The sequence below is a fragment of the Algimonas arctica genome, assembly GCF_014652695.1.
Classification (GTDB): Bacteria; Pseudomonadota; Alphaproteobacteria; order Caulobacterales; family Maricaulaceae; genus Litorimonas; species Litorimonas arctica.
This window is the reverse complement of record NZ_BMZH01000002.1, coordinates 65,537-84,906: the sequence shown is the minus strand read 5'-3', so window position 1 is coordinate 84,906 and position 19,370 is coordinate 65,537. Positions and strand designations below refer to the sequence as shown.

17 protein-coding genes and 3 pseudogenes are annotated in these 19,370 nt (G+C 53.4%); 12 read left to right on the top strand and 8 right to left on the bottom strand.

What is annotated here, in order from left to right:
- Positions 1–42: 42 nt before the first annotated feature.
- On the bottom strand, positions 43–987 hold the full coding sequence (locus tag IE105_RS02580) for a tyrosine-type recombinase/integrase (protein ID WP_189495123.1): 945 nt from the start codon (positions 985–987) through the stop codon (positions 43–45).
- 37 nt (positions 988–1,024) lie between these two features.
- Between IE105_RS02580 and IE105_RS02575 the strand changes: the two genes are divergently transcribed.
- Both IE105_RS02575 and IE105_RS02570 read left to right on the top strand, forming a co-directional pair.
- Positions 1,025–1,258, top strand: coding sequence for a helix-turn-helix domain-containing protein (locus IE105_RS02575; protein WP_189495121.1), 234 nt, complete (start codon positions 1,025–1,027; stop codon positions 1,256–1,258).
- Positions 1,259–1,286: 28 nt separating this feature from the next.
- Complete coding sequence (locus IE105_RS02570) at positions 1,287–1,646, top strand: VanZ family protein (protein WP_189495119.1); 360 nt, start codon at positions 1,287–1,289, stop codon at positions 1,644–1,646.
- Between the two features lie 21 nt (positions 1,647–1,667).
- On the opposite strand, the gene IE105_RS02565 is transcribed toward IE105_RS02570, so the two are convergent.
- The 3 genes from IE105_RS02565 to IE105_RS15490 all read right to left on the bottom strand — a co-directional run bounded on the left by IE105_RS02565 (position 1,668) and on the right by IE105_RS15490 (position 3,098).
- On the bottom strand, positions 1,668–1,946 hold the full coding sequence (locus IE105_RS02565; protein WP_233353951.1) for an HGGxSTG domain-containing protein: 279 nt from the start codon (positions 1,944–1,946) through the stop codon (positions 1,668–1,670).
- On the bottom strand, positions 1,943–2,563 hold the full coding sequence (locus IE105_RS02560; protein ID WP_189495117.1) for a hypothetical protein: 621 nt from the start codon (positions 2,561–2,563) through the stop codon (positions 1,943–1,945). Before IE105_RS02560 ends, IE105_RS02565 begins: the two co-directional genes overlap by 4 nt.
- A 403-nt stretch (positions 2,564–2,966) precedes the next feature.
- A complete protein-coding gene (locus IE105_RS15490; RefSeq protein WP_267904648.1) occupies positions 2,967–3,098 on the bottom strand; it encodes a hypothetical protein in 132 nt (43 codons plus the stop codon).
- A 1,128-nt stretch (positions 3,099–4,226) separates the two neighbouring features.
- On the opposite strand from IE105_RS15490, the gene IE105_RS02555 reads away from it, so the two are divergent.
- From IE105_RS02555 to IE105_RS02545, 3 genes are all read left to right on the top strand, one after another.
- Positions 4,227–4,985 (top strand): polysaccharide biosynthesis/export family protein, encoded by a 759-nt coding sequence (locus IE105_RS02555; RefSeq protein ID WP_189495115.1) that lies wholly within the window; start codon positions 4,227–4,229, stop codon positions 4,983–4,985.
- 209 nt (positions 4,986–5,194) lie between these two features.
- A complete protein-coding gene (locus tag IE105_RS02550) occupies positions 5,195–6,427 on the top strand; it encodes a glycosyltransferase family 4 protein (protein WP_189495113.1) in 1,233 nt (410 codons plus the stop codon).
- Positions 6,428–7,616: 1,189 nt separating this feature from the next.
- Positions 7,617–8,743, top strand: a protein-coding gene (locus tag IE105_RS02545; protein ID WP_189495111.1) for an IS3 family transposase whose coding sequence is annotated in 2 segments (ribosomal slippage) — positions 7,617–7,848 and positions 7,848–8,743 — 1,128 coding nt in all. Because the reading frame shifts where the segments join, the coding sequence is not laid out codon by codon here.
- Between the two features lie 36 nt (positions 8,744–8,779).
- Here the strand turns inward: IE105_RS02545 and IE105_RS15320 are convergent.
- Positions 8,780–9,645: pseudogene (locus tag IE105_RS15320) on the bottom strand (IS3 family transposase); the annotation flags it as partial.
- A gap of 384 nt (positions 9,646–10,029) precedes the next feature.
- Here IE105_RS15320 and IE105_RS02530 point away from each other — a divergent pair.
- The 5 genes and pseudogenes from IE105_RS02530 to IE105_RS02515 all read left to right on the top strand — a co-directional run.
- Positions 10,030–10,614 (top strand): annotated as a pseudogene (locus IE105_RS02530) (hypothetical protein); the annotation flags it as partial.
- A 40-nt stretch (positions 10,615–10,654) separates the two neighbouring features.
- Positions 10,655–10,783: a hypothetical protein gene (locus IE105_RS15485; protein WP_267904646.1), complete on the top strand. Its 129-nt coding sequence runs from the start codon at positions 10,655–10,657 to the stop codon at positions 10,781–10,783.
- A gap of 160 nt (positions 10,784–10,943) precedes the next feature.
- Positions 10,944–12,503: a TylF/MycF/NovP-related O-methyltransferase gene (locus IE105_RS02525; RefSeq protein ID WP_233353981.1), complete on the top strand. Its 1,560-nt coding sequence runs from the start codon at positions 10,944–10,946 to the stop codon at positions 12,501–12,503.
- Positions 12,500–13,435, top strand: coding sequence for a hypothetical protein (locus tag IE105_RS02520; protein WP_189495101.1), 936 nt, complete (start codon positions 12,500–12,502; stop codon positions 13,433–13,435). The genes IE105_RS02525 and IE105_RS02520 overlap by 4 nt, the downstream gene beginning before the upstream one ends.
- Before the next feature lie 54 nt (positions 13,436–13,489).
- Positions 13,490–14,173 (top strand): annotated as a pseudogene (locus IE105_RS02515) (hypothetical protein); the annotation flags it as partial.
- Between the two features lie 14 nt (positions 14,174–14,187).
- Here the strand turns inward: IE105_RS02515 and fcl are convergent.
- Both fcl and gmd read right to left on the bottom strand, forming a co-directional pair.
- Positions 14,188–15,168: a GDP-L-fucose synthase gene (fcl, locus tag IE105_RS02510; protein ID WP_233353949.1), complete on the bottom strand. Its 981-nt coding sequence runs from the start codon at positions 15,166–15,168 to the stop codon at positions 14,188–14,190.
- On the bottom strand, positions 15,161–16,228 hold the full coding sequence (gene gmd / locus IE105_RS02505; RefSeq protein WP_189495097.1) for a GDP-mannose 4,6-dehydratase: 1,068 nt from the start codon (positions 16,226–16,228) through the stop codon (positions 15,161–15,163). The genes fcl and gmd overlap by 8 nt, the downstream gene beginning before the upstream one ends.
- 371 nt (positions 16,229–16,599) lie before the next feature.
- Here gmd and rffA point away from each other — a divergent pair, with 371 nt between their 5' ends.
- Complete coding sequence (rffA, locus tag IE105_RS02500; protein ID WP_189495719.1) at positions 16,600–17,715, top strand: dTDP-4-amino-4,6-dideoxygalactose transaminase; 1,116 nt, start codon at positions 16,600–16,602, stop codon at positions 17,713–17,715.
- The gene (gene rfbA, locus IE105_RS02495) at positions 17,712–18,590 is read left to right on the top strand and encodes a glucose-1-phosphate thymidylyltransferase RfbA (protein WP_189495095.1); all 879 of its coding nucleotides are present in this window, start codon (positions 17,712–17,714) and stop codon (positions 18,588–18,590) included. The genes rffA and rfbA overlap by 4 nt, the downstream gene beginning before the upstream one ends.
- Here the strand turns inward: rfbA and IE105_RS02490 are convergent.
- The gene (locus tag IE105_RS02490) at positions 18,560–19,267 is read right to left on the bottom strand and encodes an acetyltransferase (RefSeq protein ID WP_189495093.1); all 708 of its coding nucleotides are present in this window, start codon (positions 19,265–19,267) and stop codon (positions 18,560–18,562) included. The two genes, rfbA and IE105_RS02490, sit on opposite strands and share 31 nt — an antisense overlap.
- Positions 19,268–19,370: the final 103 nt, after the last annotated feature.

The window sequence follows — 19,370 nt, the reverse complement described above, 5'->3', positions numbered from 1 at the left end:
TCGATGGAGGCTCAAAAAAGAGCCGAGAGCTTTTTGAAGAGCTCAGGCCGCGTTCAGCACTTTGAGGCCCTCCCAGCGGCGCTCGTGCATCAGCTCAGCCGAAGCGTTCTCCACATAGCGCGACAGGACTGCGTGGGATTTCCATCCCCCGGCGTGCATGATCCCAATCATATCTACGCCGGCCAACATCATGTCTTGAGCGGCCCCCACACGCATCGAATGGCCCGACAAAGAGCGCACCGTTGCGGGTTCAAGCTCAGCCCTTTTTGCGGCGGCCTTGATCAGCCGGCGTATGGATGAAGTGTCCAAAGGCCGGTTCGACAATTGGCGCGTGTGCAGCCCGCGAAACAGCGGCCCCTCGTGAAGGTCTGCCGCGCTCAGCCAGGCACTCAGTCGCGTGGCTGTAGCCGTGGACAGATAAGCGATCCGCCCATCGCCGAAGGGGTCGGACTTGGCGACTGGCACCCGAATTCGCGAGCAATCCGCGTTGAGGTGCTCGACATACATGGCAGCCAATTCACCGCTCCGGCATAGTGTATCGTAGCCGACGCTCAGTAGCGCCGCGTCCCGCTTCCCGCTTAATGTGCCGGGACAGGCCGCGACAATCTTTGCTAAGAGTTCCGATGTCAGCCCGGCCGATTGTTTCGGTCGTCGGTGGCGAGCGCGCCGGGCGCGCCGCAGGGCCAGATAGACCACGCTATTATCGGTGGGCGAGGGCAGATCCGCCATCCGGTGCGCAAACTTGATTGCATCAACGCGGTGCTTGATGGTCGATATCGCCTTGGTTTCGAGTTGCGTGTCGACAAAATCGGCGATCGTTTGTGGCGCAGCCGGCAGCCAATCCATATCATGCCCATCGCACCAGGCCTTGAAATGTTTCAGATCGTTGCGATAACCGCGCAAAGTGTTATCTGAGTAAGCGCCTTCGCAGCGGGTGAATATTGCATCAATCATGAGGTCTGTGTTTTGTGCTGACGTAATGGACATTGTGATATAATTTATATCTTAATATTGATGGAAGTCAATGATCTCAGGAAGTCAAATTCGCGCCGGAAGAGCGCTCCTGGGTATTTCCGCTGAAGACCTTGGTGAATTAGCGGGTGTGAGCTGGCCAACGATTCAGCGATTTGAGTCGGCTGAAGCCATCCCGACTTCCCGCAGCGGGACACTTGAACGTGTAAAAGCCGCGCTCGAAAGCGCCGGTATCGAGTTCATCGGCGATCCCGTAACCTCGCCTGGCGTCCACCTGCATCGCTAAGAGAAGTTCCCACTATAATGCTACTATTATGATCGCCGCTCTCTCTCCGCTGCACCGCCTGGCGCGGCTGCTCTTCTGGGGCGCGGCCGCTTTTGCGCTTATTATGGCCTGCCTGCCACAGTTGGTCGCTTTGCCCGGTCATCCCGGCGACAAGCTCCTACATATCATCGCCTTTATGGCTCTCGCGCTGCTGGCGGCCTTAGCTTACCCGCGGGTTCGTTTGCTGAGCGTTCTGGCCGGCCTCAGCCTGTTTGGCGCCTTGATCGAGCTGGTCCAGCTGATCCCGGCGCTTAACCGGACGGGGGACTGGACCGACTGGGCCGCCGACACACTGGCAGCCGCTGCCGTGCTGGGCTGTGTCTTTCTCCTACGCCGCCTCCTGCGTTGACGCGCCGCAGCGCGGCGTAACTCAACTGATCTCGCGCAGCGTCGCCTTGGCTTCGCGGATCATTTGCGAAAACTCTCGTCTCTCCTCGAGCATTTCGCGGGTGAAGGCCCCGTGTTTCAGGGCATTTTGATTGCCCTTGGGAGCCCCGGACCCCGCCGCACCGCCGTGCATCCGGCAGCGCTTTTTGCCGCTGACTGCAGGAGAACGACAGGGAGGTCCTTTGCGGGTTTTCGCGCCGCAGCGAGGGCTTGCCGCCATGGGCGCGGTGTTGCGCGGGTGATTGCCGACCTTTTTCTTCATGGGCTGTTCTTGCGAACCCGCTGTTTCGCGGGCGCGGGGGTCGCCAGAGGATTGGGCAGCCGGACCCCTTCGTCCGTCGCGTCCGAGAATGCGCGCGGGGCAGGGGCGGCCTGGCTTGGCGGTTGTGCTGGGGCGTCGACATTACCCACGATAGCCTGACCGCCCGCGTGGACATTCACATGTTCAACCGTGATTTTCTGCCGACCCTTGCCGCGATGCTTGTCGAGTGCCGCCAGTTGGCGCTCATAAAGCCCCATGAGCTTCGTGGCATGTTTGAGGTTTTGGTCACGGCCTTCGAAGGTATGGGTTTCCATCATCGCCCGGCGCAGGGCCTCCATGGCGGCGTTATGCGTCGAGATCATCTGCGCGGCCAGCATGCCCTCAAGCTCGCTGCGCGGCGCGATTTTCTGAAGCGCATCATAGGCGGCTTTCCCCGCCTGCAGCTTTTGTTCGTTTGTCTTCCATTCAGGCTGCCAAAGCGAGGCTGTCACCTGATCAAGCAGCTCGTTTTGAAAATGGACTGATTGGGAACCACTCGCGGCCTTCATGCCATCCAAAGTGACCCTCAAAGACGCCTTTTCGGCGCTCTGCGGCGTGTCTTTCTTTCGCTTGGCCATGCGCGTCCTCCCATGCCGGCGCTCACGACCAGCCCGCGCACCTTACCAGCCCGCAAGCCTGGCTAAAACACCAAATCTCTACTGTGCATGGGGTTGAATTAGAAAAAAAGTTTAAACCCCTACTCCCCTCTCCTATAATCTGAGGTGGCCCCGCGCGATAACACCACGTGTCAGGCCAAGTGTCATACGAAGTCTCGGGCGATGGAGCGGTTAATGGATCAGGCGATGGGCTGGCCGGGATTTGGAAGTGGCGTTATGGGACGAGGCCAGGCTTTCGTCAGCGCTTAACGTTCGTCTTTCGCACGCGTTTACGGAGATGGCGCGCCAGACCAGACGGGGCTCGATCTCGGGTGTTGGCCAATCAGACGTTTGGCGAGAGCGGGTGAGGATCGATCGCCCCGCCTTACTCCGTCACCGCACGCTTGGTAATTTGCGAAATGGGCGCCTCGACCTTGAGGCTTTTGCCAATGACATCCAGCAGAATGATGGCGCGATCGAAGCTTTTAAGCGTCAAGACCTTGGCCTGTCCAGTCATGAAAGGATCCTTGGGCAAAGCGGACCGGATAGCCTAGAGCCAACGCGTGCTGGAACTGGTACACACCGTCCGCACGCGAAGCACGTTAATCAGATCCGGGGAGACAGAGGCCGGCTTGTATGTAAATTCTACCCTAAAGAGCAACCGCGTGTATAATTGATCAGCGCCAAAAGGACATGTCTTCGCTCCGGGCCCCGACAAAGAGATAGCCCGGAAAGAGTGGCCGTTTGACGTCCTCGATTTGCGGGACACTCTGATGCATTTGCGGATGAGCGGGAGAGATGTCTCAAAACACTGATTGTTCAAACCAGACGCCGCAAGAAATTTCTTATTTGGCTTGGTTTTGACAAAATGCCAGGCAGTCATTCTCTTGGCCTTATGGTACAGAATGGGACTTTAACACGAGTGAGCCTATCTTTTTTGGATGTCTCAGAGCCCCTTATCGGTGACGTAATCTTTGCCTTTACACGCCACGGCGCGAGGACAGTTGAGGATGAGGGGGGCGTAGCAATTTCCTAGATCACGTCATTCGTAGGGGTCAGTCGCGGAGACAATCGGTGGGCCATATTGGTTATTCGAATAAGGCTTGGTAACGTAGCACCTTCATGGAGGGCCAAATGACCCTATGTGGTCCAAGGGTCCGCGCCTTCGGTCTTGTCAAACGACAGGCACAGGAAGCGTGTCAAACGATTGGAACGTGGGCAGCTTCGGCTGCGCCTCCAGGATAGCTTTTAGGCCTCTACTCTTAGCAAGCCCAAAGACCCGCGTCGCTGATTCGGCGGAATCTTAGACTGATGTAATGAACGTTTCGCCTCGTTCCAATGCGCATTGGGAAAGCCGTGTCATACAGAATGATGTTTGTCCTGCTGGTGGGTTTTCCGTTGCTCTAAGAATCAAATGAAAGAGGTTGCAAGCAGGGTCTTAAGCCTATTTCATCGCTTTTTATCGACCTGAATACGGTTTTCAAATCTTTTGCAGTTAGCTTAGAAGAGAATTCGCGTACAGAGGGTAAATGGACTTTATTGGTAGTCGGTGCGGTGAGTATAAAAGAATTCCACGGTCAAGGTGGTAAGTCACTTATTGCTGTTGTACAGACGGCGCAACAGAAGTGTTAAGGATAGAAGGCTCATGGTTACGCTCCGAATCTTAAAAAAAAATCCTCTTCAAAAGGCTGGGGTTTTGTGTTTGGCGATGCTCGTGACGGGCTGTGCGTCGACGCCGTCCCTCTCCTCGCTACAAACGCAAGCGGCTGAACGTGGCGTTAAAGATGTGACCTTCACGGACGCGCTGCCGTCTGTCGATTTTGGGAACCTCGTCTCAGAACGGGTTTATCCGAAACTGCAAGTCGGAGATGGTGCTGACGTTAAGATATTTGGGTTTGAAGATATTTCGGGTCGTTTCATTGTTAATCGGGACGGAACGATTATTTTCCCACTGATCGGATCTCAACAGGTGGAAGGCCTGGACGCACTTGATCTCCAGATGAAGCTGACTCAGGCCTATGGGGACGGTTTTGTACGCGACCCGTCCATCACCGTTGAAGTCGACACCGCGCCTTTGGGTCGAATTGTCGTTGACGGGGCGGTAAACAGGCCGGAGGTGATTGATTTGGAAGAACCGATGCGCCTCAGCGAAGCCATCGCCCTTGCGGGTGGGTTAAATGATGATGCGGATATGGACGGCGTTTTCATCGTTCGGTCTGTCAATAATCAACGATATGTCAAAACCGTTGATCTCGCAGATTTGCGGGGCCTTGGGTCTGAAGAACCGCTTCTCATTCCAAACGACTTTGTCTTTGTGCAGGCTGACAAGAATCGCCAACTCTATCAAGATTTCCTGACGTTGATCCCGGCTCTCAATCTTGCAGCGATTATTGCGACTCGATGATTTATCGCACGGTTGTGGTCCAGCACGGTTGTCGTCCAGGCTCCAATCTTATTTTAAGGATTTGGACCGGGACAGCTTAGGTGCTCAGGCGGTCCTGTTCGAATTTGGTCGGCCTCAGGCCGGTGCGTCTTACTGCTATGCCTCAATCCTGCCAAATTGAGGTTCGAAAAGCGGCATTCTCCCTCAATTTAGGATAGGCTGCGTCTGCTGTGCGAATTTTGTTTATCAATCGTTATGTTCCTCCTGACCGGAGTGCAACTGCGCAGATTTTGAACGATTTAGCGACCCATCTGGCGCTTGAAGATCATGAGGTCGTGCTGATCGGGTCGCGCCTCGCCTATGATGATCCGATTGCGAATTATTCACGATATGAGAAGGTTGAACTCGGAAAAGGATCCTTAACGACCCACCGCGTTGTGACCACCCGGTTCGGGCGGGCCTCTCTTTTTAAGCGCGCTTTTGATTATCTCAGCTTCTATGTGAGCGCATTTATCAGATCGCTGCAGGTGATAGAACGCGGCGACATTGTCGTCGTTAAGACAGACCCACCGCTGCTCTTGATTCCCATGCGCCTCGCTGTCTTTTTAAAAGGCGGTATAATGGTAAATTGGGTGCAGGATATTTATCCCGAGGTCGCGGTGGAGCTCGGTGTTGAATTTCTTCGCGGTCCTTTGGGATGTTGGCTTACCGCACTCCGCGATAGTAGCTTTAGACGGGCAGCGATTAATATTGTGATTGGATCTCGGATGGCAGATCGCCTGAGGGCGGCTGGGGTTAGTGACGACCGGATTAGCATCATCCCGAATTGGACGGATGATGAGGCGGTTGGGCCGGTAAAAATTGAGGCCAATGCGCTGCGAAAAGCTTGGGGTATTGACCCTGAGACATTTGTCATGGGCTATTCGGGTAATCTCGGACGTGCGCATGATTACGACACGATCGTTGAGGCTGCGACGCGGCTCCGGCATCGAAAAGACATAGTGTTTCTTTTTATCGGTGGTGGGGTGGGGCTTGAAGCGGTGCAGGGTCAGGTCGAAAAGCGGAATCTTTCCAATGTGATCTTTAAGCCTTATCAGCCGCGTGAGAAGCTTGCGGAGGCGCTGTCGGTCGCAGATTGCCATTGGGCTAGTCTCATCCCCTCACTTGAAGGTCTCATCGTTCCCTCAAAGATTTACGGTATCGCCGCAGCCGGGAGACCCTTGCTCTTTATTGGAGCTGTGGACGGTGAGGTTGCTCGTTTGATCGACAAATTTAGTTTTGGTCAGGTGATTCAGCCAGGCGATGGCGACAGCGCTATCAATATCATTGAAACACTTTCACACGATAAGAATATCCGAGAGCGCTGGGGCGGCAAGGCCCGGCAAATGATTGATACAGATTTTAACAAGCGAGCCGCCTTTCAGGCGTGGGAGTCAGTCTTGCACCGTTTGAATACTAATTAGATCGATTTCTTTACCGATCAAATTAATAGGTTTCGCATCGGAAACCCCCGCGAAAAGAAGCGGCACGGAGAGAGGGCGGGCCTGGAATAAACTTTCGAAGCTATGCATTATCAATTCTCATTATTTTTACGTCCAGGCCTAGTTAAGCGCCGTTCTTTTGAGATTTTAAAGGCTTCCTTGTCTAGGTTTGCAAGTTAGTGTCCGACCTAGCTCTCAAAGCTTCCGGTCTTTCTGCTTCTCTCTGCGCCAATCGCATTTCCTCCATCGCCTTCTTAAGCTGAGCATGGGGCCGCTTTACGATTGTGAGAGGAGGTAAGACTTTAGTGTCAGGTTCTTTTATTGCAGGCTTGTCGACGAACGGAACAGGTTTCCGAGTTATAGGGGGCGGGGCGGGAATATGCTTGTTAATATATACTGGATTGAGAGTGTTAAAGAGATCTATCTGGTGATACCGACGTGATCGAACTCGTCTCTTTAACCGCCTCAAAAATCTTGAGAGATTCATCAAATTCGCCCTTCAAGGCAAGGTGTAAATGCAAATATTAGGACTGTTAGCAAGTCATATTTGGCCTATTCCCTATTGTTCTTGCGTGTCTTTAAGCGTGAAGTATCTAAAAGATCTTCTGGAACAACGTCAAGAATTGGCCGGCCCCTTCTGTCAATTATTGCGCGTCGCTTCGAAGCACAAAAATGGAGGAAGTAACCGGGAAGTTCTATAACATCCGTCTTGAAGAAAATCTCGCCCAGCGAAAAACCTGCCGATATCGCCCCGTTTCCCGACCGCCAGCGCTGGAACATTTTGCCTCCACCAACGCCTCTCATCTGAGGAAATACTGGATTTTTAGGCGTTTAACCTGTCAAGCGAATCAGCATGTAAGAATTCAAGCTATGGTTCTGCCCCGTGCGTTACAGTTTAGGCCTTAACTCCACAATAGTGGCGCCACGAGGGGACGTTGAAATGGCTCCGACGTTTGTCGGACCTTGAATTGAAACTTGGAGCCTGTTTCGCATAATAATAGTAAAAGATAGTAATTTCGCGCGCCTGACCTGCCCCTATTAGGTGGTCCGCCATTTTAGTTAGAGATTGGCGGTTATGGACGTCCTGTTGGACTGTCCGGAACGGAGTGTATGATGTGCCCCTAGCTTTGTAGACACCTTGGTCCGTAAAAGTGGAAGCAAGGAGCATCCCATGAGTACACGGATCAGATATACGGAAGAGTTCAAGCGCGAGGCCGTCTCGCAGGTGGTCGAGAGGGGTCACAGTGTTGCCTCTGTCGCCGGAAGGCTCGGCGTCAGCACCAAGTCTCTTTATGACTGGACGAAGCGGTACAACGACAAGGGTTCCAAGCGGTCCAAAGAGGCCGACGAGGTGAAGGCTCTTAAGGCCGAGCTGAAGCGTGTCACCGAGGAGCGTGACATTCTAAAAAAGGCCGCCGCGTACTTTGCCAGCCAGTCCCGCTGAAGTACGTGTTTATTAGAGACCATCAGACGTTATTCAGGACAAGACCCATGTGCCGTGTCCTCGGCGTCCATGCGAGCGGATTCTACGCTTGGCTAAGGGCCGAGCTCAAGCCCACGACCGTGCGACGAGCACGTCTAAGCAAGCTGGCCAAGCAGTCGTGGCTGGAGAGCGGCGGGATCTACGGCTATCGCAAGGTCCATCATGACCTCATGGATGCTGGTGAGCCCTGTGCGCCCAACACGGTTGCGCGGATCATGCGCTCCGCCGGGCTGCGAGCTCAGGTGGGCTATCGCCGTCGTCCGGGCAAGTATGGCACCAAGCCGGCCGTGGTGGCGGCCAACAGGCTGCAACAGGACTTCAATGTAGATGCACCAGACCGGGTTTGGGTCACCGACATCACCTATATCCGGACGCATGAAGGCTGGCTCTATCTGGCGGCTGTGATCGACCTGTTCTCGCGCAAGGTCGTGGGCTGGTCGATGCAGCCGCGTATGCACACGAAGCTCGCCCTAGATGCGCTCATGATGGCCGTTTGGAGACGTCGCTCGGCACCGGGCGTGATCGTCCACTCCGACCAAGGATCACAGTTTTCGAGTCAGGAGTGGCGATCGTTTCTCGACGCCCATAACCTGGTCCCGAGTATGAGCCGCCGAGGCAACTGTTACGATATTGCGGTTGCAGAGAGCTTCTTCCATCTTCTCAAGACGGAGCGGATCCGGAGGAAGACTTACTTAACTAGAGTAGATGCCAGACAGGACGTGTTCGAATATATCGAGATGTTCTACAATCCCAAGCGTCGTCATGCTAACAACGGAATGCTGTCGCCCGTCCAATTCGAACTGGCAGCAATGTGAAGGACCAAGGTGTCTATAAAGCTAGGGGCACATCAATTCGCGCACAGCGGTAGCGGTAAATTCCGACTCATTATCTGGACTGATATGCTCAGGCGGGCCATTCTTTGTGAACAGATCTGTGAGAACAGCCAGGACATTATCATGCTTGAGCTTTCGTTGGACATGGATGGATAGGCACTCTCGTGTGTGCTCATCAATGACAGTCAGCATGCGGAAGTCCCGCCCGTCATATGTACGGTCAGCCACAAAGCCATAAGACCACACGTGCCGTTGATGCTGCGGTCGCAACCGCACACAGGAGCCGTCGTTAAACCAAAGCCTGCCGCGTTTGGGCTGCTTTTGTGGGACTTTAAGCCCCTCACGTCGCCAGATCCGTTCCACTCGCTTAACGTTGACAGCCCATCCGTCGCGACGGATCAAAGCCGTGATACGACGGTAACCGTATCGGCCATACTGCTCTGCCAAGCGGATAATATCGGCTGTCAGATGCGCTTCGTCGAAGGCCACAACCTTCGGCTTACGCTGTGTGGAACGATGCTGACCGATGACGCGGCATGCCCGACGCTCGGATATACCGATCACATCGCTCACGTGGTCAACTGCCAGCCTGCGGTGCGAAGGGCTTAGAACTTTCCCTCAAAAGCCTCTCGCAAGATCAGAGCATCCAACGTGAGGTTCGAGACTGCCTTGCGAAGCCGTTGGTTCTCTTTCTCCAGATCTTTTAGCCCACGAGCTTGAGAGACCTTCAGCCCTCCATACGCACGTCGCCATCGATAGTAGCTTTGTTCTGAGATTTCGAGGGAACGACAGATCGTCCCTGTCTCCTCGCCTTGAGCCAGCCGAACCTCGGCTTCTCTCAATATCACGATGATCTGATCAGGTGTGTAGCGTTTTCTTGCCATCGTGTGCTCCTTCAAGCGAAAAATAGCCAAAACTCTAACTTTGAAAATGGATCACTTTTATGGGGGGCAGGCCAGAATGTGAGATGCAAGCCTCATTCCAGTCCAAAACGGTCCACAATAGAGGGTTGTGAGGATTCACTCATTTGATCCCACAAAAACTACCGCCAAACCTTTTAGATTTAGTTGGTTTGAGATAGATCTCATTAGACACTGTTTCACATTCAAGTATCTATTTCTAAGGGCTTATTGGTCGGCTTTGAATGTTGATGGTTTTGGACAACGCAGACTTTGACGGCGCCGCCCGCGTCTCCTCAGGGGGGGGACGCGTATATACTCGCCGAGACCGGAACAGAAGCGTGATCGGAATGGCCCGCTGGTACATTAGCGATCTATGACGCTGACGCGTGGTTGCGCATAGACCCCTGTCAGGGTTGGCGGATCTATGTGGTCGATGAGGCGGCCATGATTATTTTTGCGGCGGGACAGTGGACGGGTCCTAACATGTCCATACCTGAGGTCGGCGTGAACACGCAAGCCGACAGCACCAACAGATTAGCCGTAAAATTGGATACTGTGTTGTTCTCACATGGCAATGTCACGCCGGGCACAGGCGATATGCGGGTGGTTATTAACCGGAACGACACAACTCGATCAGGCGCGTTTATGTGGCAAACGAATTATCAGGCACAGGCCGAATGGGGTCTGGAGGGTCCCGATGACCTGACCTTGAAAGTCACGGATGACGGTGCATCGTCCCAGTCTGCGATGCGCGTGTTCTGTGTCACGGTCGCTGTGCACTGTGCGGCAGGCTTAACGGCGCAAGGGGCTCTCGTTTGCCCCAGTGGGTCAGATTACAGCAACCTTTCGATGGGGTTTAGCCATGGGTCAGGCTCACCGGGTGCGGGCGAACCACGCCAATTACGCATCAGAAGGAACGGGGTGGAGTCCCTGGCGCACCGTTTGGAGTGAAATAAGCCAAGGGTCGGGGTCGGGACTAATTGCGGATAAGGTGACAGCTTACGCCGCTGTCGATGTGCCGTCCGCCGTTGATCGAGGGGAAGGCGCGCTTATCTTTATCACAGGAGCAGGCGGTGGCTTGGCTGTGTCAGATGGTGCCGTTTGGACGAGCTTATCGTGAGGCTATTCATGATTCCAGACGATCGGGAACAGACCGTCAATCCGGTCACGATTTGACCTAGCCATGGCATTGCGTGAATGCCATTTATGTGCGCGTGACCCATCTTGCTTTTATTCATAAATTGAACAGTCCCGGACACCATTTATGGTGTCCGTCCTTGGTGCGAACAGCCCACAAAACACTGATGTTTGCGAGTAGCTGGCCGCAAGCGGAGGGGTTTAATGCTTGGCGCGCCAAGTCAAAGATTGTCGTGGCAACGCTTGACCCGAAAACACTGAAGGCCACATCTGACTTTAAGCCTGTGTCGGGGTTACCTCCCGCAGCCAGCCTGCATAATCCAAGGGCTGTGCTTGATGATGCCGGAGAAATGTGGCTCTTTTTTTCCGAGAGTTTGCTGGAGCAAAAATGCCGGATTGGTGTCGTGCAAATGGATACGGAAACGCTGGCGCCGAAAACGGATGTGGTGGACTTGTTTCCGGGGTTTTCCGAATTAGGGATGCACCCATCGCAACTACAGGGACCGACGAATCCAGCCCCGTATTACGATTCAGACGGTCGGTGGGGGATGCTGTTCCGCTCCGCCGCAGGTCCGGGCAAAGCCCGACAGCTGTTTCATGCAACCGCACTCGCGCCGTCGGGCCCTTGGTCCACACCACACGCGGTCGGCGGCGCCACAGATGTCGAGGATCCAACCGTGTGGATGCAAGGGGATTGCGCGCATGCCGTGGTGCGCGATATTGGCGGAACTGTGTCCGGCAAGTCTTGGCCTTCCTTGGCGGGTATGGGGCAGGACGCCACTGGTGCGTGGGGCGCGATGCAGACGCCGCATCTTTGCAATCGGAGCCTACCGGATATATCGGGTGACGCTGTCCTTTATCATCGCGTCGAGCGACCCCATGTTCTGGTCACGCCGGAGCGAATAATTTTAAGTCTCGCCGTTCAGCCACACCCCGATACTGCATCAACTATTCAGCTGTTCGATTGGTCCGCGCAAACCCCTTATTTGGAAAAAGGGGAGGCCTTTCAATTCAACGAACCGGCTACTGTCGAGACGATCCAGTCCAAAAGGCTGAGCTATCTTCATAAAGCCCGTCTTGACAGTCTGGACGCAGAGATGGCTCGCCTTCGCGAGCGAAATGCCAACGGTCTTGTCGTTGAATTTGGCGTTGCATTGGGCGGCAGCGGCGCACTGATGGCCGGAAATATGGCGCCGGGATTGAAATTCATTGGCTATGATGTTTTCGGCCAGATACCTCCGCCCGATGAAAATGACAGCCCGCGATCGCATGAGCGTTATGAGATCATAGATTCCGGCCAATCCAAGGGCATTTCCGGCGACTCCTATTACGGCTACCGCGATGATCTGATTAATGATGTGAAAGCCAATTTTGCCCGCTTGGGCGCACCGGTCGATGGGCACCGTATCTCGCTCGTCAAAGGGTTATTTAGGGACACAGTTGATTTCCCTGAAAGCACGGTAATCCAGCTCGCCCATATTGATTGCGATTGGTATGATCCGACGCTGTTCTGCTTGAATAGTGTTGCACCTCATATCCCTAAATGGGGAACGATCATCATTGATGATTTCGATGATTGGGAGGGATGCCGTCGGGCAACACATGAATTTCTCGCTGCGAACCCGGATTTTCGACTAAGGGAGGTTCAACCCCATGCCATCATTCGACGGTTTGAAGCTCCAAAAGATCGGACCGCCACATGAGGGCACAGTTCAGTAGCGCGACATTCTTTAACCGCTATCCGCATATTTTTCAGGCCGCGCAACAAATCGCCGCGAGAGATTTGCCGACGGATCGACCGTTGCGTATTTTATCCTTCGGCTGTTCAATCGGGGAGGAAATCTTGTCACTCCGACTTCATTTTCCGGACGCTGAAATTTTCGGCTGCGACATAAATCAAACTGTATTGGCGTCCGGAGCGGAAATTTTTCGCCAAGCGGATGCAACGGCATTCCTCTCAACCCATGCCGCGATACGCGATCATGGACCTTTCGATATTATCACGGCCATGTCAGTCCTATGTCGTCATCCCGTCGGCGATATTGCCAACACATTTCCATTTAGCGCATTTGAAGATCATCTCGGACCGCTGGATCAATCCCTGTCGGACCACGGATTGCTGATCGTTTACAATGCGTCTTATCTGTTCCGGGGCACAGTGCTCGCGACACGATATCGTCCTTTGCGGGCGGACAGTATCGGGTCGAACGGGTTTGTAACACGTCATGGGCGGGCCAGTGACCCGCTGGCGCATTTTGTCTATTCCGATCTCGACACCACTTACCGGGTGGAATGTCCGGATAGGATTCGGTTTGAGGACTTTATAGATTGCATCCATCAGAAATGTCCTGCCGGACATTCAACCGATCCAGAATATGTGAAAATCCGGTCCTCCTTAGACGGGCAAAAAACCAAGGAGATTTTCACATGGTCGCGGAAAGGCGTGCTGAATGGTCTAACGGCAGAGCTGCCAGTTGACCTTATGGACACGCATATCGACATGCGTCTGATTGAAGTTTTGGATGCGGGGCCGGGCGGCTCTGGGGCGCAGCGTTATCTGGAAAAATCATCGTCCCGACGGGACATTTGGCGTCAGGGCTACCGCGGACGCGCCCGTTTTTTGATGGCTGTTTGACAAATGACGCGTGATAATCACATCCTCCTTTCGGTTGGATGAACGGGGACAGAGCTTTTGGGGCAATCCCTTTCAGAGCATCCTTCTATCGAGTCTTTCAGTGAGATTTTCTTTGAAACGGAAGCTAACAGACATGCTATCAATGACATAGTTTACCAAAATGGTGAGGACCCCGTGGCCTTTTTGAGCCAATCCCGATGGGGGCAAACCCTTGAGGATTCGGACATATCCGTTGGGTTTAAAATTTTCCCATTTCACATGCGCTCAACAGCGTTGCAGGCTTCGATTTGGCCCTACCTTCGTCACCATAAACGTTTGAAGCGGATTATTTTGGTGCGCGATAATGTATTCGATGTTTATGTCAGTAGTCTGCGCGCGCGTCAGTCGGGTGTCTGGCATCCAACTCCAAAACTAAGTCAAACGCAGCGTGATAAACATGCAAAACCGTTGATCGTCAACGTGCAGGACGCGTTTGCGCATATGTCCCGCAATTATGCTTATTATGCGTGGCTGCAGGCAACATTTGGTGGGGACGGCGCGATAACCGTAAAGTTCGATGACTTGCGTCGAAACTTTAATAGCGAAATGAACCGGGGCTTGGGTTTCTTAGGTGCTGACCCGATGGAGTATCCGGATCGGTTCGAGGCTTTAAACCGAACACCCCACGCCGAGGGAATTGAGAACTGGGCCGAGGTCCAGTCCTTCTTTAGGCGCTCTATATTCTCGGACTTGTTCTAGTTCAAGAGAGCGGGTTAATCCGCCGCATTGTCCAGATACCAATCATACGCCTGACGGATGCCCGTTTCCAGGTCTGTCGTAGGCGTCCAGCCCATCGACCGCAGCCGCTCGGAGCTCATCAGTTTGCGCGGTGTGCCGTCGGGTTTTGATGTGTCGAAACGAAGTTCGCCTTCAAAGCCGACCACACGTTGGACAGTCTCGGCCAACTCCCGGATTGTCACATCATCGCCGTAGCCAATATTGACATGGTCATAGCCTGAATAGTTTTTCAGCAAGAAAATACACGCGTCGGCCAGATCCTCGACATAAAGGAATTCCCGCTTCGGTGTGCCTGTGCCCCAAACTTCAAGGGCATCATCGTCATTGGTCTTGGCCGCATCTGCTTTTCGGATCAGGGCGGGCAGGACGTGGGACGATTTCAAATCAAAATTATCATAGGGACCATAAAGGTTGGTCGGCATGCCGGAAATGAAATCGTGGCCATATTGCTTACGGTAGGCCTGACATAATTTAATGCCGGCGATCTTTGCAATCGCATACCATTCATTCGTTGCTTCCAACGACCCGGTCAGAAGTGATTCCTCTTTGATCGGCTGTTCGGCAAATTTTGGATAGATGCAAGACGAACCCAGAAATAGCATCTTTTCCGTGCCTAAGTCTGCTGCAGCCTTGATGATATTTGCCTCAATCATGAGATTCTCATAGAGAAAATCTGCCGGATAAGTGTCGTTCGCTAGAATTCCACCGACTTTTGCCGCCGCAACAATAATCGCATCGGGTTTCGTTTTGCCGAGCCAGCTTTCGACCTGATCCTGACGGGTCAAATCAACTTGATCCCGTCCGGCCGTGATAATCTCGGCCACGGATTCAGAGCCCAATCGACGCACGAGTGCCGCGCCAACCATACCGCGGTGTCCAGCAACCCAGACGCGCTTTCCGGTCAAATCATAAGGGCCGCGCCCAAGGTCATCCTGATTGAAGGCCTGATCAGTCATAGCGGTTCTTACGGTCCATTTCTTTGGCGACTTGCAATAAATCGGCGGCCATCATGTCGGACACAAGACCTTGGAATGTTGTTGTTGCCACCCAGCCCAAATCTCTTTTGGCTTTGGCTGGGTTCGCCAGAAGCTGCTCGACTTCCGTTGGGCGGAAGTAACGCGGATCAACCCGAACCATAATGGCGCCGGACTCTGCATCGCGGCCAACTTCATCAATCCCTTTGCCCGACCATTCGATCTTGCGATCAACATGGGCGAAGGCGGCTTCGACAAAGGCGCGAACCGTATGCATTTCGCCGGTGCCCAAGACGAAATCATCCGGCTTGTCATGCTGAAGAATACGCCACATGCCTTCGACATAATCCTTGGCGTGGCCCCAGTCGCGTTGTGCGTCGAGATTGCCGAGATAAAGCGTGTCCTGAATGCCAAGGTGAATGGCGGACACGGCGCGGGTGATCTTCCGCGTCACGAATGTTTCGCCGCGAAGCGGGCTTTCATGGTTGAACAGAATGCCGTTCGTCGCAAACATGCCATAGGCTTCACGGTAGTTGATCGTGATCCAATAGGCGTACATTTTCGCCGCCGCATACGGGCTACGGGGATAAAAAGGTGTCGTCTCGCTTTGCGGGACTTCTTGCACCAATCCGTAAAGCTCTGATGTTGACGCTTGGTAGAAGCGCGTTTTGTCTTCCATTTTCAAAATGCGGATCGCTTCGAGCAAACGGAGTGTGCCGACGGCGTCACTATTGGCGGTATATTCCGGCGTGTCGAAGCTGACCTGAACGTGGGATTGCGCTCCCAGATTGTAGATTTCGTCCGGCTTAGTTTCCTGCACCAAACGGATGAGGTTCGTTGAGTCGGTCAGATCGCCATAATGCAAAATGAGCTTGGGATCATCACTGTGTGGATCTTGATAGATATCGTCGATCCGCGATGTGTTGAAAGAGGAGGACCGGCGTTTGACGCCGTGAACCGTGTAGCCTTTGTCGATCAAGAGCCGCGCGAGATACGCCCCGTCTTGTCCTGTCACACCTGTGATGAGAGCTGTCTTGCTCATGATACTACCGTTTCTAAGATTAAGTTGCGCCAATTTTGCGCCCCTTTATTGGTCTCAGGTCTGACTTTCAAGAAGTTTGACTTCAGGGTTACTTAAAGGTGTGCCGAGAGAAAAATACAACGCGCTAGACGCTATATGTGCTTTGCGTGCAGGTGCTCACGCGGTTCAACAATTAGGGACATGAAACAGTGTCAGGCATGCGTCCCTGCCAATATATTTCGACACGGGCCTGTCCATTCATAGAGCGCTAAATTCTCTATTGAGTTTGCCGATTTCAAACGAGGTAATCTGACAAGTTTTGAATCAGAATAGATTGCCAAGGTGATCGGTATATGTCAGGCGCTCTTCCTAATTCTGACAGGGGCATGTCCGTGATACCGTTTTGTAAGGCTGCCGTAACTGGCGACGAAATTGACCATGTGAAAACGGCCATTGCGTCGCGGCAATTAGGCGGCGATGGCGCCTTTACCAAGAAGTGCTCGGCATGGTTCCGTGAATACGGGAATGCCGCAGCCTTATTAACGCCGTCCTGCACGCACGCGCTCGAAATGGCGGCTTTCCTGATTAATACAAAGCCCGGCGATGAGATTATCATGCCGAGCTATACTTTCGTTTCTACGGCCAATGCGTTCGTGCTGCGGGGTGGCAAGATCGTCTTTGTTGATGTCGATCCTGAGACCATCAATATTGATCCCAAGCATATTAAAGACGCGATTACCGACCGCACGACCGCTATTGCCCCCGTTCATTATGCGGGCATGCCGTGCCAAATGGATGAGATCATGGCGATCGCGCGCGCGCATGATCTGTTTGTGATTGAGGATGCCGCACAAGGCTTGATGAGCCGATATGATGGCAAGCCTTTGGGCACGATTGGCGACTTCGGTGCCATCAGTTTTCACACAACAAAGAATTTTACGTCGGGCGGCGAAGGCGGGCTTTTGTTCGTCAATAATCTTGATTTTGTTCACCGCGCCGAGGTGTTCCGCGAAAAGGGTACGGATCGGTCGGCGTTTTTCCGCGGTGATATCGACAAATATACGTGGCGCGATATGGGCTCCAGCATGCTCCCCAGCGAGTTGCAGATGGCCTATTTATGGGGGCAGCTCTCCGGAATCGAAGCGTTACACACGCGTCGGTTGTCGATCTGGAATCGCTATTATGACGGTTTGAAGGGGTTGGGACTGCAAACATCCAAGCCTCCGACAGATCCCCGAATGGAGCATAACGGCCATATATTCTTTATTATGTCGCCCGGGGACAAGCAGACTTATTTGGAGGCGTTCAAAGCGCGCGGTATTCATGCCACCTCGCATTATGAGCCTTTGCACGAAGCGGAAATGGGTAAAAAACACGGCCGCGTGTCGGGACCGATGGACGCCACCAATATGGCCAAAGAACGTTTAATTCGATTGCCGCTTTATGTGTCGCTGACCGATGATGAGGTGTCTCATATCATAACGTCAGCGCAGGAGATTTTTTCGTGAAGGGTATTATCCTTGCTGGCGGCGCGGGAACGCGCCTTCACCCCGTTACCATTGCCGTGTCCAAACAATTATTACCGGTGCACGACAAGCCGATGATCTATTACCCGCTCTCTGTGCTGATGCTGGCGGGCATTCGTGAAATTATGATTATCACGACCCCGGAAGATCAGAGTCAGTTTAAACGGCTGCTTGGTGATGGGTCCCGCTTTGGTGTGGATTTGACCTATGCTGTTCAGGCGGCACCCAATGGACTGGCCGAAGCCTTTATCATCGGTGAAGATTTTATTGGTGACGACACAGCTGCGCTCGTTTTGGGCGATAATATTTTCTACGGCCAGAGCTTCATGCCGCTTTTGCAGGACGCCGTTAAAACTGTCGAGACGGAGGGCGGTGCCGTCATCTTCGGTTATCAAGTGACGGACCCGGAGCGTTTCGGCGTGGTGGAATTTGATGACAACTTCAATGTCGTCTCGTTGGAAGAAAAACCGGAAAAGCCGAAAAGCGATTACGCCGCGACGGGTCTTTACTTTTACGACAATCGTGTCAGCGAAATTGCAAAGGCTGTGGAGCCGTCTCACCGGGGTGAGCTGGAAATCACATCGGTCAATAATGACTATCTTCAGGCAGGGGCCTTGAAGGTAAAACTATTGGGTCGCGGCTTTGCATGGCTCGATTCCGGCACGCACGACAGTTTACTCGACGCCTCACAATTCGTTGCCACCATCGAGAAACGCCAAGGCTTGAAAATCGCATGTCTTGAGGAAATCGGCTTGATGAAAGGCTGGTTGACCAAGGAGGCGCTAAGCAAAATGGTCGATACGCGCAGTAAGAGCGACTATATGATTTATGTCAGAGGTCTCGTCTCTGACGATTGAGTATCTAAGGCCGTTAAAATAGCGTCCCTGACAGGATGGGACGCTTCTTTTATGGGCTTTGCAGGGACACCGGCCACAACCATATTTTCACCAACATCGCGTGTGACGACGGCCCCGGCGCCAACATAGGCGCCCCGGCCGATTGTGACATCCGGGAGAATTGTGGCGTTAGTTCCGATCGTCACAAAATCTTCGATGGTAACGCGGCCCGCCAGGGCCGCGGCCCCCATAATATGGCAACCCGCTCCGATACGGCTTTCATGATCGATCGTGGCGCCTGTATTGAGCGTGGTATCCGGGCCAATTTCAACAAATTTGTTGACCGTGACAGACGGCATAACCAGCAATCCATCACCAAGTTCGCAGCTCGGGTCCAGATAGGCTGTCGAATGAATGACGTCCAAACCCGTTAAGCCCTGACGACGAAGGGTGTTGGCAATCATATGGCGCGCAAACCCATAATGTCCGCCAACCCCGATCGAGAAATGCGTCACTTGCTGAACTAATGCGTGCAATTCTTCGACGGTTTGCAGTGGTATGTGTCCCGTTTCAGGGAAGATGTCGTCACTAGCCTCGTCGAAAACCCCGACTATCTCGCCCAGCTGCTGCTCTTTGATCATGGCGGCAATAAGTCGGGCCTGACTTCCAGTTCCCCAAAGCAAAATTTTCAAGCTCATGGCAAGGCTTTCTCAAAATGTCTGCGGTGATGTTTCACAGGTCGCCTAACATCTAATTTAGGACTCAACCCTTCTTTAACGGCACAAATCCGTAAAATCACGA

Coding starts and splice junctions, on each gene's coding strand:
- IE105_RS02520 (WP_189495101.1), top strand. CDS start 12,500: ATGAGGGCACAGTTCAGTAGCGCGACATTCTTTAACCGCTATCCGCAT.
- IE105_RS02555 (WP_189495115.1), top strand. CDS start 4,227: ATGGTTACGCTCCGAATCTTAAAAAAAAATCCTCTTCAAAAGGCTGGG.
- IE105_RS02560 (WP_189495117.1), bottom strand. CDS start 2,563: ATGGCCAAGCGAAAGAAAGACACGCCGCAGAGCGCCGAAAAGGCGTCT.
- IE105_RS02570 (WP_189495119.1), top strand. CDS start 1,287: ATGATCGCCGCTCTCTCTCCGCTGCACCGCCTGGCGCGGCTGCTCTTC.
- IE105_RS02575 (WP_189495121.1), top strand. CDS start 1,025: ATGATCTCAGGAAGTCAAATTCGCGCCGGAAGAGCGCTCCTGGGTATT.
- gmd (WP_189495097.1), bottom strand. CDS start 16,228: ATGAGCAAGACAGCTCTCATCACAGGTGTGACAGGACAAGACGGGGCG.
- IE105_RS15490 (WP_267904648.1), bottom strand. CDS start 3,098: ATGACTGGACAGGCCAAGGTCTTGACGCTTAAAAGCTTCGATCGCGCC.
- IE105_RS02490 (WP_189495093.1), bottom strand. CDS start 19,267: ATGAGCTTGAAAATTTTGCTTTGGGGAACTGGAAGTCAGGCCCGACTT.
- IE105_RS02565 (WP_233353951.1), bottom strand. CDS start 1,946: ATGAAGAAAAAGGTCGGCAATCACCCGCGCAACACCGCGCCCATGGCG.
- fcl (WP_233353949.1), bottom strand. CDS start 15,168: ATGACTGATCAGGCCTTCAATCAGGATGACCTTGGGCGCGGCCCTTAT.
- IE105_RS02580 (WP_189495123.1), bottom strand. CDS start 987: ATGTCCATTACGTCAGCACAAAACACAGACCTCATGATTGATGCAATA.